The 16,861-nt window shown below is 49.9% G+C and carries 13 protein-coding genes; 1 reads left to right on the forward strand and 12 read right to left on the reverse strand.

Features of this window, described 5'->3' with window-relative positions:
- Positions 1-123: 123 nt before the first annotated feature.
- The 9 genes from AACS05_RS11220 to cybB all read right to left on the reverse strand — a co-directional run bounded on the left by AACS05_RS11220 (position 124) and on the right by cybB (position 9,066).
- Positions 124-837: a YnfC family lipoprotein gene (locus tag AACS05_RS11220; protein WP_045442797.1), complete on the reverse strand. Its 714-nt coding sequence runs from the start codon at positions 835-837 to the stop codon at positions 124-126.
- A gap of 146 nt (positions 838-983) precedes the next feature.
- Positions 984-1,454 carry a hypothetical protein gene (locus AACS05_RS11225; RefSeq protein ID WP_045442800.1) on the reverse strand — a complete coding sequence of 157 codons (471 nt, stop codon included), beginning with the start codon at positions 1,452-1,454 and terminating at the stop codon, positions 984-986.
- A complete protein-coding gene (locus AACS05_RS11230; protein WP_223306991.1) occupies positions 1,441-2,205 on the reverse strand; it encodes a winged helix-turn-helix domain-containing protein in 765 nt (254 codons plus the stop codon). The genes AACS05_RS11225 and AACS05_RS11230 overlap by 14 nt, the downstream gene beginning before the upstream one ends.
- A gap of 41 nt (positions 2,206-2,246) precedes the next feature.
- The gene (locus AACS05_RS11235) at positions 2,247-2,939 is read right to left on the reverse strand and encodes a fimbrial biogenesis chaperone (RefSeq protein WP_045442804.1); all 693 of its coding nucleotides are present in this window, start codon (positions 2,937-2,939) and stop codon (positions 2,247-2,249) included.
- Positions 2,911-4,254 (reverse strand): fimbrial protein, encoded by a 1,344-nt coding sequence (locus AACS05_RS11240; protein WP_045442806.1) that lies wholly within the window; start codon positions 4,252-4,254, stop codon positions 2,911-2,913. The genes AACS05_RS11235 and AACS05_RS11240 overlap by 29 nt, the downstream gene beginning before the upstream one ends.
- A complete protein-coding gene (locus AACS05_RS11245) occupies positions 4,251-6,731 on the reverse strand; it encodes a fimbria/pilus outer membrane usher protein (protein WP_045442809.1) in 2,481 nt (826 codons plus the stop codon). The genes AACS05_RS11240 and AACS05_RS11245 overlap by 4 nt, the downstream gene beginning before the upstream one ends.
- A complete protein-coding gene (locus tag AACS05_RS11250) occupies positions 6,718-7,395 on the reverse strand; it encodes a fimbrial biogenesis chaperone (RefSeq protein ID WP_223306992.1) in 678 nt (225 codons plus the stop codon). The genes AACS05_RS11245 and AACS05_RS11250 overlap by 14 nt, the downstream gene beginning before the upstream one ends.
- 50 nt (positions 7,396-7,445) lie before the next feature.
- A complete protein-coding gene (locus AACS05_RS11255; protein ID WP_045442814.1) occupies positions 7,446-8,003 on the reverse strand; it encodes a fimbrial protein in 558 nt (185 codons plus the stop codon).
- A 532-nt stretch (positions 8,004-8,535) separates the two neighbouring features.
- A complete protein-coding gene (gene cybB, locus AACS05_RS11260; RefSeq protein WP_045442817.1) occupies positions 8,536-9,066 on the reverse strand; it encodes a cytochrome b561 in 531 nt (176 codons plus the stop codon).
- A gap of 189 nt (positions 9,067-9,255) precedes the next feature.
- Here cybB and gap point away from each other — a divergent pair, with 189 nt between their 5' ends.
- Positions 9,256-10,257: a type I glyceraldehyde-3-phosphate dehydrogenase gene (gene gap / locus AACS05_RS11265; RefSeq protein WP_045442819.1), complete on the forward strand. Its 1,002-nt coding sequence runs from the start codon at positions 9,256-9,258 to the stop codon at positions 10,255-10,257.
- A gap of 47 nt (positions 10,258-10,304) precedes the next feature.
- On the opposite strand, the gene aldA is transcribed toward gap, so the two are convergent.
- The 3 genes from aldA to hrpA all read right to left on the reverse strand — a co-directional run bounded on the left by aldA (position 10,305) and on the right by hrpA (position 16,707).
- Entirely contained in the window at positions 10,305-11,744 is a 1,440-nt protein-coding gene (gene aldA / locus AACS05_RS11270) for an aldehyde dehydrogenase (protein ID WP_045442821.1), read from the reverse strand.
- A gap of 199 nt (positions 11,745-11,943) precedes the next feature.
- Complete coding sequence (locus AACS05_RS11275) at positions 11,944-12,741, reverse strand: YdcF family protein (RefSeq protein ID WP_190284558.1); 798 nt, start codon at positions 12,739-12,741, stop codon at positions 11,944-11,946.
- A gap of 63 nt (positions 12,742-12,804) precedes the next feature.
- Entirely contained in the window at positions 12,805-16,707 is a 3,903-nt protein-coding gene (gene hrpA, locus AACS05_RS11280) for an ATP-dependent RNA helicase HrpA (protein ID WP_045442825.1), read from the reverse strand.
- Positions 16,708-16,861: the final 154 nt, after the last annotated feature.

Below are 16,861 nucleotides of genomic sequence, written 5' to 3' on the forward strand. Positions count from 1 at the left end.
TGCGCATAATGTATATTATGTTAAATGCAATATCACAGACCGCACGTATTAGTGCCTGCTCCAGTCCCTTGTCTTGTCTCTCCCGGAACAACTTATTTTTGGGCAAGTCAGATAAACTCTGGATCAGTAATATTCAGTCTGATGGTTCGTAAACATCACCGTGGCCCCGTCTCTATAGTCATCATCATATGCGGTGATGATTGAACAAAGCCGGGCATTTCCATCGGGCTGGTAGCTACAACTCTGTTTTAACCAGACGGTTGTTCCCCTAACCTTCAACGATGATTCAAAATCGAGAAACTGCGGATTTCCTGCTGGATAAGAGATAATTTTGTCGGTGTGCTTTTGATAATCGCGAATGCGTACCGGAAACTGACCATAACGGTATTCGAACCTTTTACTCACATCGCTGGTTTCCCGGTTAGTCATTGTCTCCAGTAATCCACGTGAATTGTAACTCAGCAAGAATTTGCCACGGTCATTCTCTAGCTCGGTGATCTGACAATCCTGGTTGACCTTGCCAGTGATTTGCTGACCATTGCGTGAGGTCAGGTTGCCATTATTGTTTTCGATATGAAACTCATTTCCACTTATCTTATCGACCATATTTACGCGAGTGAAACAACCATTACGGTCATACCAGACATCGGTCATGGCCTGTAACTCCCCTGCACTGTTTCTGATCCATTGCAGGCTGTGCTTGACCTTCCCGCTGCTCGGATCGTGACTGAATAACAGTGCGGCATTAAGCACTGCGGGATTGAATAACACCGGCGATGCCGCATATGCATTTATCGTCAGACAAAAGAACGTAGGGAATAGAAATTTTAATTTCATTGTTATCTGCTATGGAGGCTTAAGAAAGTGTGTTCACTCGTGCGTTTGTGATGGTTTAAAACCATGATGAATGTAGAAGTTTTCAACTTCATTAACAAGGGGTATGTATAACAAATGTTATACATACCCAGCCCGAGATCATTACCTCACTTGCGACAAAAAACAGATGGTGAGCGGCTGGTATAAAAATGCCATGTGCTGTTATTGAGTCTTAATATGCTGAAATAAAAGGGTTCTTTTGGCTTGAGATAAAAATTAGGTAGCGTTCTTTCCAGCAATGGATGAATCGTTGTGCTGCCTGTGCTTGATGCTACGTTTTCAGACTCAAGGAAATAATCGTCCTCTCTGCGGATGAAGTTGAACCAGACATTCTGATTCACTGCCAATATCTCCCCGTTATTATCGGTGATTTTTCCGCGCAAAATAGCAACGCCACGGGCGCCATTAAAAACGTATCTCACAGAAATATCACCACGAATATCGGGATACTCCATCATTAATTCCCCGGAACAATCGAAATTTGAGCGCTGCCAGTTCTGGAGTATTAACGTAGCGACGATCGTCATTACCATCGCCAAGATGATGCAAAGACTCCATTTTAAATTATGCTCCCACATTTCGGGACTCCGTGAAATAATAATATGTAATACAGTCATTATCCCGCCAATGACTATATTGTTGTCGACAGGTTAATGCAGAGACCCGCGGAAAATGAGGATACATAGTTAGATAAATCCAGGGATGACTCTGACAGTCCAGCGCACTGGTGTGTATAAATTGATGATGCTGGTCAAATTTTAGTACATCCGGATTCGCGTACCAGTGACATCCCTTCCCTATACTCAGCGGTATATAACGGCTAAGCCGGGAATCAAATTGTGTTTGCCAGGTTGCGAATGAGGCTAAAAAGCAAATGAGCACACCTGCCAGAACCCACCAGAGCGTATGTTTGCGTGGCGATTTTGGTGTTGCTTCTGGCGTCGAGACTGGCGAGATTATTGGGCCGCAGAGAAGATCGTCCATCTCCTGCTCAAGCACCTGCAACTGTGGCTCAAGACGGATCCCTACTCTCGGTACGGTGACGATCAGTTCTTCATTCAGACCAAGCTCTTTAAAAGCGCGACGTAGCAATGAGATGTTCTGATAAAATGTATTATTAGTGACCTGAGCACCATTAATAAACCAGACATGTTCAAAGAAATAATCGCGTTCAATAACCTGGCCCTGCCGTTGTATTAATAATGATAAACAACGAGCTGCCGGGGTATTTAGCGTTAAACGTTTCGTCTCATCTGATTTTGCGTGTAATAGATTGCGCTCTGGCCAGAATACGACGGTACCGTTGAGCAAAAAAACTTTTGCCATCATGATCCCTGAATGTTATTTATTTGAAATTAGTTTATCCTGTGTTAATTCACGACACCTGAAAATCCCCAACGATTTCCTTCATCGTTAATCACCGTAAAGTTTATCTTATTATTCTTCATTTCCGCAGTGGCTAAATTAAAAATCGTGCGCCGGGAATGCGGTGAAACCACTATTCCACTTGTGGAATAGTCTCCTAATAATACATTTGCCAGAGTAATGTTCCATGAACTGTCATTTACAGCGTAAATCTCCCCAGCTTCATAATGAAAGCTCAGAAGATTGATGGTTTTTTCAGTCAACACGCCTGTATTTTTCGGTCTCCATAGGACTTTAAGCTGATTTCTAAGCGCTAATCGCACTTTTTCACCAGCCTGAGCGACCTTCATCTCAGGCGGAATTTGATAAACATTAAGCCAGAATAATGATTCGCGATCGCCTGCGAGCCCGCTACCTGTCGTCATGATCCGCAGTTCTCGCTGTTCCCCTGGCTGAATTTTCAATACCGGCGGAAGCACAACAAAAGGCGCGTTCGTTTGGGATGGTCCATTTTCGGGCGATCCGTCATCCACCCAACTTTGCACTACCACCGGATAATCACCATCGTTTACCAGCATCACCGTGCGCTGCGTTTCACCCTGGTTAAAAATCACGCGTGTCGTGCCGATATTAACCGCGGCCTGCGCGCTAAGGACAAACAGCCAGATGCTACTGAATACGCAATAAAACTTGTACATGTGACTGATAGCTCCCCGCCGTTAACGTATCCGCACCAAAACTCGCAAGACGTGCTTCGAAGGTTTCGCTGTAGTAATTCACACCATCCTGACTTCCATTTTGCTGTGTATTACTGCCAATAACCGGCATCCACCCACCTTCGGTGCCACTGCCTGCAGTTGTCACTGCCATAAAATTCACCGGATTACCTGCCCGGTAAACGCGTACACCAACACCTCTGGCACGTCCGGCGGCACCGTATTGCGTATCAAGCAACCAGGTTACCGTTTTGCCTGTGATCAAATTAAAGTTCCAGGCGCTATTGACGCTGCTTTCCGGCGCGAGCAGTCCCATCGCCACATTACTCTTTCCCTTTGCTATGCCCGAAACCACCGTTGATTCACAGGCAAAATCAATCTGGAATGGCGCAGAGGAATATTCCCCTCGTTTGAGCTGGGCCACGGAAATAACCGGCAGATGTACCACCGGAGTAAAGTCCGTCACCTGGCACATTGCCGCACGTTTAATTGTTATGCCGTTATTGTAAAGGCTTATAACCGATGGCCAGTCATAGGCCCAGCCCGCCCAGTTGCTGTTACGGTGAGGCTGCCCTATTTTAATACCCCAGGACGCTGTTCCTGGCCCCCGAAACACCACGTAAGCGTTGGGATTCACATAGCTGTCATAAGTCGCGGATTGCTGCTGATTATAGAAGTAACGAATATCCAGAGTTTTAATTAGCTCCGCGCTTATCGTCGAGAAGTTTTTAGCTTTAATCAGGAAATTACCATTGGTGTCGAGATCCAAATTTTCCAGTGGGCGTTGTTGCCAGCTGTCGGTAAAGATGCTGCCGGTTGCGTCATGGGTCAGGCGCAGAGCCACATTTTTCATCAATGTTAAATAAGCACCCGGTACATCCGTCGCTTCATGCCACCCGCCGTAGTAATCATCGCCGTTAGTTGACCAGGCTTCATACAGCTGTCCGCCGGTATCCGGGGTACAGCGGAAAAAGACCTGTTCCGGATCGTACCCTCCCCCCTTGTGCGCATAGGTCGTAAACGGGATACCACCGCTTGATGTCAGGATCGTACCTGCAGGCTGAAAACCTGAATTGCTGGTGATATCAACAGACTTACTCAGGCCCGGTAGCAGGCCGTTCCAGGCATCGTTTCCGCCGCCAGATCGCCAGTCATTGGCGATACCATCCGTCGGGGCACTCAGGCGGTGAGAGCCCAGAGCACTGTTACTTCCTGATTTGTATGGGTGAATGATGTATTCGCATGCGGCCTGCACTCCAGAGGAAAGCAGAGCTAACAGCAGGATAAATAGTTTCATAACTGTCCTTTTTCCTTGCAGGCCTGAGTTAATGCAATCAGCGGTTCGGTGCGCTGTTGCTCGTTAAGTATCCATGGCAGCGAGCAATCACTGCCTTCGATTGTCAGTAGTCCCTGTTTACCTTCCACACGGGCATACACCTGATTTCCCTGAGCCACCATACCCACGATGCGTCCCCGATCATCGGTCACGGATGCTCCCACCGGGAGTGTCTCTTTGCCGTTCACAGTAATGAGTAGTGGGTAACCAGAAAGCGTCGCAAAACGCAGTTTTACTGCCGCTCCGGCCATTGGAGCGATACGACGCTGGCTCTCCTGTAGCTCAACATGGTTATCCATTTCGCTACTGTCTATGGTCACACTGTTATAGCGGTAAGGTGTTAACGATGGCACCAGTGCATAACCGCCACGATTGACTATCGCTCCCTGTCCTCCACCGACTCTGGCACCTGCCGCTCCCGGCGCTTCCACCAAAGCAAAGGTGTCGCCCACCCACGGCCCTGCGACGACGCCATGGCGATGCACGACTACCGCACCACGTACGCCAGCAGTCCACTGCTGATAGTTCTGTGCCTGTGAAACACTGCCATTCAGCGTGCCGAATGCGGTATTTTTTTGTAGCGATCCGCTCCAGTCGGTCACAGCGCTGGACTCATCTTTAGCCTGCTGCCAGCCCGTGGACAGCGCGTAATTGACCGTCTCCGCGCTATCGAGTGCACCGGACAGTGACACCTGCGCATTGCGCCCGGCCTGCTGACCCTGACTTGCGGACAATGCCACCATGTGCTCGCGCTCTCCAAAGCTGAGTGGCATCGAGAATGTGAACGTTGCGACATTCTCTTTTTGCGCCTGTGTGCTGTCCCCGTTACGCCACCAGGTGTTTTGCCGACTGAAGGAGACGCCAAGCGCCACGCGCCCGAGGGTGGTGTTATACCCGGCCTGCAACTGAGTGCTGTTCCCTCGGTCGTCGTAGTAGTCCATCATCGATCCGGAACACCACAGATTTCCGTAACCACCCAGCGTCTGGTTTATGGTGGCGGTAAACTGGTTACGCTGGCGTAGTGTGTCCGAACGCCATGCTGTATCGCCTTCGGTAACGCTTCGTTCGCCCAGTACATCCCCGTAATCACGATAGCCTTCCGTGGAATAGCGATAACCTGCCAGCGCTACGTGCGTGCCCGTCGGACTAAATGTTTTGCTCCAGTTGGTTTGCAGACGCCAGCCGCTCAGGGACTGAGATGCCATGTGCGCCCGCGATCCAGTAATATCGACGCCAAAAGCGCCCATAGTGGTCGCCAGCACGCCGCCCATCAGCAACGCCTGATAATCATCACCGATACGCAAGGCAGCGTTCGCAGTCAGTAAATTGCTCATTCCACGTTCCAGCGTAAAATCAGCAAACGGAGCGTTGGCTGTGCCGTAATCTCGGGTTTTGCCTGCTACCAGACCGTAGCGCCAGACTCCGGGCCGCAGCGACAAAGGCACACTGGCGTACGGTACGGTGTAGCCACTTTTTTTGCCATCTGCGCCGGTGATTTCAACTTCTAAATCTCCATCCCAGGCCGTATTTGGCAAGTCGTCGAGCACAAATGGTCCCTGCGGCACGCTGGTTTCATAAAGCGTGCGACCATTTTGTTTGACTGCTACACGTGAAGGCGTCGATGCCGTACCGCGGATTTCTGGCGCGTAGCCGCGCCGCGACTGAGGCCACATCCGTTGATCGGTTTCCAGTTTGATTCCGGTAAACGCCATGCTGCCAAGTAAATTGCCTGACGTGTAGCTTTCACCTGCGGTAAGTACGCTTTCCAGTTTTGCGATCGGGTGCTGTAACCAGGTTTGCAGCGCATCCCAGCGTTGAGTTTCTCGATAGTCATCGCGCCGCCAGTTAGCGGAGGACTGCTGACGAAACTGCCAGCTGCCAATATTGAAGCCACTGCTCAGTCCCAGCCAGCCGTAATCACTTTGCTGCCCGCCGCTTTTGTTGTGATAGACGTGCAGGTTATAGTTGCTGAACAACGCACTTTCGCCACTCTGCCACTGTGAAGGAGGTACATAATCCTGCGGTGTCCGTTTAAGGGCTGCCTGTGGAACGCTGAGATTCAAACGCAGCAGGCCCTGGTCGAAATTCCACTGCCCGCCGCTAATACGCGTTTCCGGCTCAAGACAAGCATCTGGCAATGCTTCCATCGACGCCGTAACGCCCTGCTCATCCCAGAATTTAACGGGTAAACAAGGCGCAATACGTCCTTCGGTGTTCGGGCGAAACAGCACATCATCCCGGCCTATGTACTTTCCGTTCAGCCAGATATCCACACTGTAACGCCCGGCGGCAACGGCATCCTGATCGTTGAACTGTGCCAGTCCTTTCTCGTAACCACTTCCGAGCAGTAGTGCCTCGTCGAAAGTGTAAACGTTCGCCAGAACGGGCGTGACGCCGGAAAGTAGCAGCCAACACCAATGTGGATTAATAGCGGACATTATCCGGATTCTCCACCGTCACACGTCCACTTAACGTTGCGCCCTGATCGTTAATCCAGCGCATCTGCGCCTCACTCAAAAGCGACACTTTCGCAGGCCATGATACGGTCGTCCACGGGGCTACCGTTTCGCTCTGAATACGCTGCTTTTTACCCGCCCCGTTGACGTCAAGCGAGGAAAGCGCAAGGTAATAACCACTGTTATTACGCAAAAACAGTTTGCCGTCCTGTAGCCAGACACGGCTAGTCATTGCCATCTCCAGCGGTGAGCCCACCAGCCCTTTTGGTCTCATCAGCACTTTTACGCGGCTGCGTACCAGTACCATCAGTTGATTGTCTGCTTGAGCGCCCTTTTCCGTCGGCGGGATCTGAATGAAGTTAAACCACCACAACGTCTCTCTGTCCTGTACCACCGGTTTTCCAACATATCGCAGTCGCACGGTTTGCCCAGCCTGAGCCGCCAGTCGGAAGACTGGCGGCGTGGTGACAAAAGGAGCATTGGCGGTTTGTGGGACTGATTGAGGGTTACCATCATCCAGCCAGACCTGTACCACGCTGGGGAAATCATCGCGGTTGGTCAGCTGTACGCTGGCTTCCCGGCTGTCAACCGGATAGATAATCCGACTGCCTGTCATGACGACGCTTGCCTGTGTGCTGGCGCACATCAGTATTCCGGCCAAAACTATAGCCAATCCTTTCATCACCCAGAGCTCTCTTACAGGTAAGAGACTGCGTACTGTACGGTACCGATGACCGTACCAGCGTTCGCATTGCCATTTGGGCTGTAATACTGCACGGCATAGTCGTGTTCACCGGTAGTATTACCTGCTGCAACGGTGATCCCGTCAACGGGTGTTGAATTTCGCAGATCAATGACCGCTGTACCCAAACTGTCGGTCATCAATTGCAGCTCAACACCTTGCGCTGTACCGGTATTGGCGAGGTTACCGTGCTGGGTCATATTATTGGCAACGAATACCGTCTTGATATTCAGTGCGTTGGTATCAGCGGTACACCCGGTCACTCCCAGAGTGAATGCTGTCAGACCCGCTACAGAGTCTAGGCTTGTCAGCTCGCTTTTAGCTACAGTAGGCAGTAACACCACCGGGCGTGCGTTCACACCGTTAACGGTGACTTCGCAAGTTTGCTCGGTCACTTCACCTTTAAAAGTGATGGTATTAGCTGAATCAGCATGAGCCGCCGTCTGAGCAAGTAACAATGCAAGGCTACCGGCAACAAATATATGGCTGGCATGGGAGGTATTGATTTTCATATTGTCTATCCTTAAATAAAAATACACTGACATCCTGACCATGCATGCAATATCCCCTGCAATTGAAAGCAGGATATTTATTTGCGGTAGTAAAGAGGTCAGTAAGGTCTTATGGCACCATAGGAGTAGCCCTACGATAATTGGTAGTTTAAGAATTATCTTGGCAAATAAAACCTTTATTTTCTCAAATAACATAAAGAACGATCTTAAATAAGATATGCAATCTTAAAATTCATTGTAACGTATTGATTTGGTTTATTTAATCATGAAACCCTATCTCAAATATAATTTTTCTTAAGGTTGTGATAAGTATATTAAATGCGTAATCGTCATAGATTTATAATGAAATGGATTATCGCGGATAGAGTGTGACTCTAAAAAAATGCCTGGCCCCACTTCACTACGAGCATATGAAGCAAATTGGAGTGGTGTATGATTTTATTGATATATTTAGAATGAGAACAATAAAAGTATTTATATTGGCTGGTAGAAAGCAAACGTCCCGCATTATGCGGGACGAAGGAAATATGCGTTATGAGCGCTTACGCGGCATCATCCGCAATAGCGTGTTATCCTTCCAGAAATAGTGATGCATCAGGGCTGCTGCTGCATGCAGGCCTATAACAAAATAGCCCAACTTTGCCAGCGTCACGTGCCAGGACTTCAGCATATCGACCATATCGAAGTTGGCTTCTGCCGCATGCGGCATGACAATGCCGAACGCTATCCACGGATTCCCCCGGTTGTACAACATCACCAGACCAATAACTGGCAATACGATAAACAGCAAATAGATAATCAAATGTCCAAGATGCGCCATTCCGGTCATCATCGGTTTAGGCTTTGGCACAATTGGCGGTGCCGGGTACTTAAGCCTGACCAACAAACGCGCCACCATCAGCACTAAAATCGTGATACCACAGGAAACATGCACCATGTTGAACCAGGGACGATAGCTGCGAGGCGCAAATCCACGCAGTTCCATCGCACAGTAGGTCGCAATCACCAACAAAAAGACCAGCCAGTGGATACCAATCTGTAGGCCAGAATACTTATTCCCCATAACACTTCCTGAGTAAAAACAATGATGCGTCAACATAACCAGCTTTTGTTAAAAATTCATTAACTTTTGTTCGCTCATTTTCAGTCAGTTACGCTTAACCGCAAAAACAGGCATTGCCCCTGGTGGCTGACTGGTCTATGCCTGGTAGGGAAAATATGTGGTACCGCTTCACCCTGACAGGAGAAAACCATGAGTAAAATTGGCATTAACGGTTTTGGTCGTATCGGTCGTCTGGTATTGCGTCGGCTACTGGAAGTCAAAAGCAGCGTTGACGTCGTTGCCATTAACGATCTGACCTCACCGAAAATTCTCGCCTACCTGCTAAAACACGACTCAAACTACGGTCCGTTCCCCTGGAGCGTCGACTTTACTGAAGATGCGCTTATTGTAGATGGCAAAAAAATCGCCGTTTACGCAGAAAAAGAGGCCAAAAATATTCCGTGGAAAACCACAGGTGCGGAAATTGTCATCGAGTGTACTGGTTTTTATACTTCAACGGAAAAAGCCAACGCCCACCTGGATGCAGGTGCCAGGAAAGTATTGATCTCCGCCCCTGCTGGTGACATGAAGACTATTGTCTTTAACGTCAATGACGACACTTTGGATGCTAACGATCAGATTATCTCGGTCGCATCCTGTACCACTAACTGTCTGGCGCCTATGGCGAAAGCATTGCACGATAACTTCGGTATTCAGCTTGGTACTATGACCACCATCCACGCGTATACGGGAACACAGTCGCTGGTTGACGGTCCGCGAGGCAAAGATTTACGCGCTTCACGGGCGGCGGCAGAGAACATCATTCCGCATACCACCGGTGCGGCGAAAGCGATTGGTCTGGTTATTCCAGCATTGAGCGGAAAATTGAAAGGACACGCCCAGCGCGTTCCGGTGAAGACCGGTTCTGTTACGGAGCTGGTTTCGGTGTTGGGCAAAAAAGTGACCACCGAAGATGTCAATAATGCGCTGAAGAAGGCGACGCTGAATAATGAGTCGTTCGGCTACACCGATGAAGAGATTGTCTCATCAGATGTCATTGGATCACATTTCGGTTCGGTATTTGATGCCACACAAACGGAGATTACTGAAGTTGGCGATCTGCAACTGGTCAAAACCGTCGCCTGGTACGACAACGAATACGGTTTTGTGACCCAACTGGTTCGCACGCTGGAAAAACTCATCAAGCTTTAATACGTTAGCAGATGCCGGGTGGCACCCCTGCTCACCCGGCATCGATATCAGGACTGCAGATAAACAACCTGAGTTTGCAGATATTCGTTCAGGCCGTGTTTGCCGTCTGCCCCGCCAATTCCGGATTTGCGCCAGCCGGCATGGAAGCCTTGCATCGCCTCGAAGTTTTCACGATTAATATACGTCTCACCAAATTTCAGGCCTTTAATTGCCTTCATTGCCGTATTCAGATTTTGCGTAAAAATCGATGAGGTCAGTCCGTAGTCGCTGTCGTTGGCCATCGTAAGCGCCTCTTCCAGCGAATTAAATGACACCACAGGCAATACCGGACCAAATGTCTCTTCGTGCATAATTGCCATCTCCTGGCGCACATCCAGCAGTAAGGTCGGCGGATAATAATATCCCTTTCCTGCCTCTGCTTTGCCACCAAGCACCACGCGAGCACCTTCTTGAACCGCGTGTGCAACTTTTTGTTCCACACGCGCCAGCGCCGCGGCGTTAATCAGCGGTCCCATGGCAATATCATTGCGCTCAGCAGGATTACCGTACTGAACCGCTTTCATCGCCTCACCCAGACGATTGACAAACTGGTCATAAACACCTTTTTGCACGTACACACGTTCAGCGCAGTTGCACACCTGTCCGGTGTTAATTACCCGTGAGTCAACAATGGCTTTCACCGCCAGTTCGAGATCGGCATCATCCATTACGATAGCCGGCGCCTTCCCGCCCAGCTCCAGACAAACTTTGGTAATGTTTTTCGCCGCCGCCGCCATGATTTTCTCACCAGCAACCACACTGCCGGTCATGCTCACCATTGCCACTTTCGGGTTTCCGGCAAGCTCCTGACCTACCGTTTCGCCACGTCCAAGTACCAGGTTAAATACCCCGCGTGGCAGGCCGATGTCATCCACGATTTTAGCGAATGCGATCGCATTATTTGGCGTAAACTCACTCGGTTTAATCACAATGGTATTACCCGTCAGCAATGCGGGTGCCAGCTTGCGAGCAATAAGGAAAAATGGGAAGTTCCACGGTAGGATGCCAGTCGTCACGCCGAGCGCACGCTTAAACAGCAGGATGTTTTCACCCGGGCGGTCACTTTGCAGGATCTCACCTTCATAACGGCGCGCCCACTCCGCCATGTAATCGATATAGTCTGCGGTGAAAGAGACCTCAACATCAGCCAGTTGTTGGATTTTTCCGCCTTCAGCCACAATCAAAGCACTGATTTCGCTGGCACGCTCCCGAATACCGGCAGAAATTTTGCGTAACCAGTTTGCGCGTTCAATGGCAGGTAGCGCTTCCCATTCCGGCTGAGCGCGATGTGCGGCATCAATCGCTTTACGTGCATCTTCGGCACGACCATCGGGAATTCGGGAGATAACCTCTTCGGTTGCCGGATTGATAACATCAATCCAGGCGTCGTCGTGCCAGGTCACAAACTGCCCATCGATATACATAGGATGTTGTACGGGTACTGACATGCGTTTCTCCTGTGATTGATTTGTTTTTAACAAGTAAAACTATTGTTAATTAATATCAATCATGCATGGCACATTGCCGCTGTAATATTGGTTCTGTGAACCGCTTCATAAAAGTGTCAGGGAAAGTGGTCACGAAGAGAAAATACGGGCGGGATTTATGCCCGTTTGCGTAAAAGTTCCCACAAACGGGCAGCGGATATCACAGAGATCGACTCTCCAGTAAGTCAATCATAGCGGCGTCGTTTTGTAGATGTTGCCACGCGTCCTCAATATTCTGCGGAATTTCAACATGCTCAATAAAATCACGACCACGGGGACCATAGCCGGTTTCATCATCGCGCAGACGAGGAAGTTCACCGATAATCAGTGAAAGATAGCGTTCGACCGACCAGAGACCATCAGTGGCCTGAGCAAATCCCACACCACTCTCCTGCTGAGTCAATTCAGGCACAAAACCTGGAAAACTTAACCAGCTTGGCGCATGTGGATCATCTCGCGTTACACGATGAAACGTTGCCATTGTGCGGCGTTGCATGGTTGGGTCCTGTACTACGATGACAGAACGAACGGTTTCTGTGGCCTGACGCAGTAACGCACAGCTAAATCTGGCGTTCTCACCACTGTTTGTGGACTGGTCTTCTACCCAGATTTTTTCCCCCGGAATTTGCCAGAACTGGTGGGCGATATCGGCAAGAATTGCCGCTTCCGCGCGTCCGGTAGTGCGAATGATGTTGTAGCGTGGGTGTTGAATAATAGCGTTATACAAAAAAGTCGTGGAGTGTCCGATACCACCGCTGATCAGCAAGGGAACCTGCTGTTCTTTCGCTATACGACAAGCCGCGTCGATGGTTGGGATCACCGCGTTTCCCGCCAGAATTACGCAATCCGACTGAACAGCGATTGTTTCACCGAAATCATTCTGCGCCAGCCACTGTCCAACGATGTTTATTGCCTTGAGGGTGGTAGCGGAAAGTGTCGGAAACTGTCTCATATTCATGGCTCCTGATCTTTGTTCCTGTAGGCCGGAGAAGACGCGTCAGCGTCGTCATCCGGCACTGCTTTAGCCTGTAATCTGATCCATGGCCTGCAGGATTCGTTTATCTGAAATTGGGTACGGCGTGCCAAGCTGCTGAGCAAAGTAGCTGACGCGCAACTCTTCAATCATCCAGCGGATCTCTTTGACATCATCATCTTCACGGCGCGCAGGTGGCAGTTTATTGAACCACTGCTGCCAGGCCTGCTGCACGCTGTCCACTTTCAGCATCTGCGCACGATCGCGGTGCGGATCGATGGCCAGTTTTTCCAGTCGTTTCTCTATTGCTTGTAAATAGCGCAGCGTATCGCCAAGACGTTTGAAGCCATTACCGGTGACAAATCCGCGATATACCAGTCCGCCCATTTGCGCTTTGATATCCGAAAGCCCCAACGCCATGGTCATATCCACGCGTCCTTTAAGACGTTTGTTGATATTGAAGACTGCCGTCAGGATCTGTTCGACCTGTTTGGCAATCTCCACTACGGTATCGTTCAGTTCAGCCCGCACTTTCTCATGCAGTGCTGTAAAGCCCTCTTCCGTCCACACCGGCCCGCCGTTGGCATCTATCAGTTTATCCACACCGCAGGAGATACAGTCATCTATCAAATCCAGTACTTTGCCGTACGGGTTAAAATACAGGCCCAGTTTGGCTTTGTTTGGTAGCTTCTCGTGCAGGTATTTGATTGGCGATGGAATATTCAGCAGCAACAGACGGCGTAAACCGCACCACATCGCCTGCTGTTGTTCCAGTGGATTATCAAACAGCTTAATAGCAACACTGTCCCGCTCGTCCACCAACGCCGGCCACGCTTTCACTTTGTAATTGCCGCGTTTTTGCTCGTAGCTTTCCGGGAGTTGACCGAAGCTCCAGATATGCAGCCCGCTCTGTTCGATACCATCATCTGCCACTGCGGACAGCGTTTCCTGAACTTTACCTTTCAGCGTATCTTTCAACGCCTGAAGCGAGCGCCCTTCCTGCAGTTTCTTGTTTTTATCATCCACCACGCGGAAGGTGATTTTCAGATGATCGGGTACCTGATCCCAGTGCCAGTCGTCACGGTCGACGGTGACGCCGGTCATCCGGCGCAGTTCACGTTCCAGTGAGTCCAGCAGTGGCAGTTCGAGCGGCGTGACGCGTCCTAAAAAAGCTTCAGCGTAATTTGGTGCAGGAACAAAATTACGGCGCACTGGTTTTGGCAACGATTTAATCAGTGCAATCACTAATTCACGGCGCAGCCCAGGGATTTGCCATTCAAAACCGCTTTCATCCACCTGGTTCAGCAACGGTAGCGGGATATGTACGGTCACACCGTCGGCGTCAGCTCCAGGTTCGAACTGATAGCTTAATCGCAGTTTGAGATTACCCTGATGCCAGAAATTCGGGTAATCCAGCTTGCTGATTTTTTCCGCCCCCTCTTTGATGAGCATGCTCTTTTCAAAGTTGAGCAGATCTGGCGTTTCACGGCTGACCTTTTTCCACCAGCTATCAAAATGACGGGCAGAAACCACATCATGGCTGATACGCTGGTCATAAAATTCAAACAGCGTTTCGTCATCGACCAGGATATCGCGGCGGCGCGATTTGTGTTCTAACTCTTCCACTTCCGCACGTAGTTTCAGGTTGTCCCTAAAAAACGCATGGCGTGTCTGCCAGTCACCTTCCACCAGCGCGTGACGGATAAACAATTCACGCGACAGCGCGGGATCGATCTGGCTGTAGTTCACCTTACGGGCAGCAACAATTGGTAGGCCGTAAACGGTGACTTTTTCTGTCGCCATGACCGCACCCTGCGCGCGCTCCCAGTGTGGTTCACTGTACGAACGTTTGATCAGATGTTGAGCAACGGGTTCCACCCATTCCGGATCGATACGTGCGGCAATGCGTCCCCACAATCTGCTGGTTTCCACCAGTTCCGCCACCATTGTCCACTTCGGCGGCTTTTTAAATAAACCGGATCCAGGGAAGATTGAAAAACGGGCGTTACGCGCGCCGGTAAACTCTTGTTTATCGGCATCTTTCATCCCGATATGCGACAGTAACCCAGTCAACAATGCAACGTGGATCTCACGGTATTCTGCTGGCTCACTATTGACAGGGATCCCCAGTTCTTTCACCACCTGACGCAATTGAGTGTAAATATCCTGCCACTCGCGCACTCGCAGATAGTTAAGGAAATCAACCTTACACTGGCGACGGAACTGATTTGATGACAGCGCTTTTTGCTGCTCACCGATATAATTCCACAGATTCACAAAAGCGAGGAAATCGGACTCTTTATCGTGAAAGCGACGGTGTTTTTCGTCAGATGCCTGCTGTTTGTCCATCGGACGCTCTCGCGGATCCTGAATGGACAGCGCCGAGGTAATGATCATTGCTTCTCGCACGCAACCATGCTTCTGCGCTTCCAGCACCATACGTGCCAGACGCGGATCTACCGGTAGTTGTGATAACTGACGGCCTAAAGGCGTTAACTTGTAAGCAGTTTGCTGTTCATCGGTAGTGATCGCCCCCAGTTCTTCCAGCAGACGCACGCCGTCCTGAATATTGCGTTTATCCGGCGCTTCGACAAACGGGAATGCTGCAATATCACCAAGCCCAAGCGCAGTCATTTGCAGAATAACGGACGCCAGGTTAGTACGCAGAATTTCCGGGTCGGTAAATTCCGGGCGCGACAGGAAATCGTCTTCGGAATAGAGACGAATACAGATCCCTTCTGATACGCGACCACAGCGCCCTTTACGCTGGTTAGCAGAGGCCTGCGACACGGGTTCAATCGGCAAACGCTGGACTTTAGTACGGTAGCTATAGCGACTGATACGTGCGGTACCGGGATCTATAACATATTTAATCCCCGGAACGGTCAGCGAGGTCTCTGCCACGTTGGTTGCCAGCACAATGCGACGTCCACTGTGCGACTGAAAAACACGGTTCTGTTCACTGTTAGACAAACGTGCATAAAGCGGTAGCACCTCAGTATGGCGTAAACCCAGCTTATTCAGCGCATCAGCGGTGTCGCGAATTTCGCGCTCTCCGCTCATGAAGATCAAAATGTCGCCCTGACTTTCGCGTCCCAGTTCATCCACGGCGTCAAAAATCGCCTGCAGTTGATCGCGTTCGGTGTCATCCGCATCTTCCACAATCGGGCGATAGCGTACTTCCACCGGATATGTACGACCCGAAACTTCAATAATGGGCGCATTGTTAAAATGGCGTGAGAAGCGTTCAGGATCGATAGTCGCAGAAGTGATGATAATTTTCAGATCCGGACGACGTGGCAGCAACTCTTTCAGATAACCGAGTAGAAAGTCGATATTCAGGCTGCGTTCATGAGCTTCATCGATAATGATGGTGTCGTACTGCATCAGCATGCGGTCCTGCTGGATTTCCGCCAGCAGAATACCGTCCGTCATCAGCTTGACCATGGTGTTATCACTGACATGATCGCTGAAACGAACTTTATAGCCGATACAACCACCGGGCTCCGTCTGCAGTTCTTCTGCAATACGGTTAGCCACGGTACGCGCCGCCAGACGACGCGGTTGGGTATGACCGATCAACCCTTTAATTCCGCGTCCCAGTTCCATACAGATTTTCGGCAACTGAGTGGTTTTACCGGAACCCGTCTCCCCAGCAACAATCACCACCTGATGGTCGCGAATGGCTTCCAGGATATCCTGTTTTTTCTGGCTGACAGGCAGGTTTTCCGGGTAAGTAATATCCGGCCGTGCCGCTTCACGCAGCACAACCTTACCTGCTGCCAGCTCAATCTCTTTCGCCATCTCCTGGTAAATGGCCTGTTGTGCATCAGGATTTTTAACCTTCTTCACACCATGCAGACGGCGGGAAAAACGCTGTTTGTCACGCAGCATCAGTGGATCCAGCTGTTGCTGCAACATGTTGAAGGTTAATTTCTGTTGTTCTGTCATAGCATTGGAGGGCAGTGCTCTGCCGGGTTAAATCTCTTTTAGATGATAGGTATAGAGTACCACATCGGTGCTTTTCGTGTGTTGTTCAATAATTTCGAACATAGGATTCGATATATTGCGCTATCACTACGGCAGGATTGTGAATAAAGTGTCA

The sequence above is a fragment of the Citrobacter sp. S-77 genome (assembly GCF_963864895.1).
Classification (GTDB): Bacteria; Pseudomonadota; Gammaproteobacteria; order Enterobacterales; family Enterobacteriaceae; genus Citrobacter; species Citrobacter murliniae.

Excerpts from the sequence above, each read along its gene's own strand:
- AACS05_RS11225 (WP_045442800.1), bottom strand. The coding sequence starts at position 1,454 with ATGTGGGAGCATAATTTAAAATGGAGTCTTTGCATCATCTTGGCGATG.
- AACS05_RS11250 (WP_223306992.1), bottom strand. The coding sequence starts at position 7,395 with ATGTGCGCCAGCACACAGGCAAGCGTCGTCATGACAGGCAGTCGGATT.
- cybB (WP_045442817.1), bottom strand. The coding sequence starts at position 9,066 with ATGGGGAATAAGTATTCTGGCCTACAGATTGGTATCCACTGGCTGGTC.
- gap (WP_045442819.1), top strand. The coding sequence starts at position 9,256 with ATGAGTAAAATTGGCATTAACGGTTTTGGTCGTATCGGTCGTCTGGTA.
- AACS05_RS11230 (WP_223306991.1), bottom strand. The coding sequence starts at position 2,205 with ATGATGGCAAAAGTTTTTTTGCTCAACGGTACCGTCGTATTCTGGCCA.
- AACS05_RS11240 (WP_045442806.1), bottom strand. The coding sequence starts at position 4,254 with ATGAAACTATTTATCCTGCTGTTAGCTCTGCTTTCCTCTGGAGTGCAG.
- hrpA (WP_045442825.1), bottom strand. The coding sequence starts at position 16,707 with ATGACAGAACAACAGAAATTAACCTTCAACATGTTGCAGCAACAGCTG.
- AACS05_RS11235 (WP_045442804.1), bottom strand. The coding sequence starts at position 2,939 with ATGTACAAGTTTTATTGCGTATTCAGTAGCATCTGGCTGTTTGTCCTT.
- aldA (WP_045442821.1), bottom strand. The coding sequence starts at position 11,744 with ATGTCAGTACCCGTACAACATCCTATGTATATCGATGGGCAGTTTGTG.
- AACS05_RS11255 (WP_045442814.1), bottom strand. The coding sequence starts at position 8,003 with ATGAAAATCAATACCTCCCATGCCAGCCATATATTTGTTGCCGGTAGC.
- AACS05_RS11245 (WP_045442809.1), bottom strand. The coding sequence starts at position 6,731 with ATGTCCGCTATTAATCCACATTGGTGTTGGCTGCTACTTTCCGGCGTC.
- AACS05_RS11220 (WP_045442797.1), bottom strand. The coding sequence starts at position 837 with ATGAAATTAAAATTTCTATTCCCTACGTTCTTTTGTCTGACGATAAAT.
- AACS05_RS11275 (WP_190284558.1), bottom strand. The coding sequence starts at position 12,741 with ATGAATATGAGACAGTTTCCGACACTTTCCGCTACCACCCTCAAGGCA.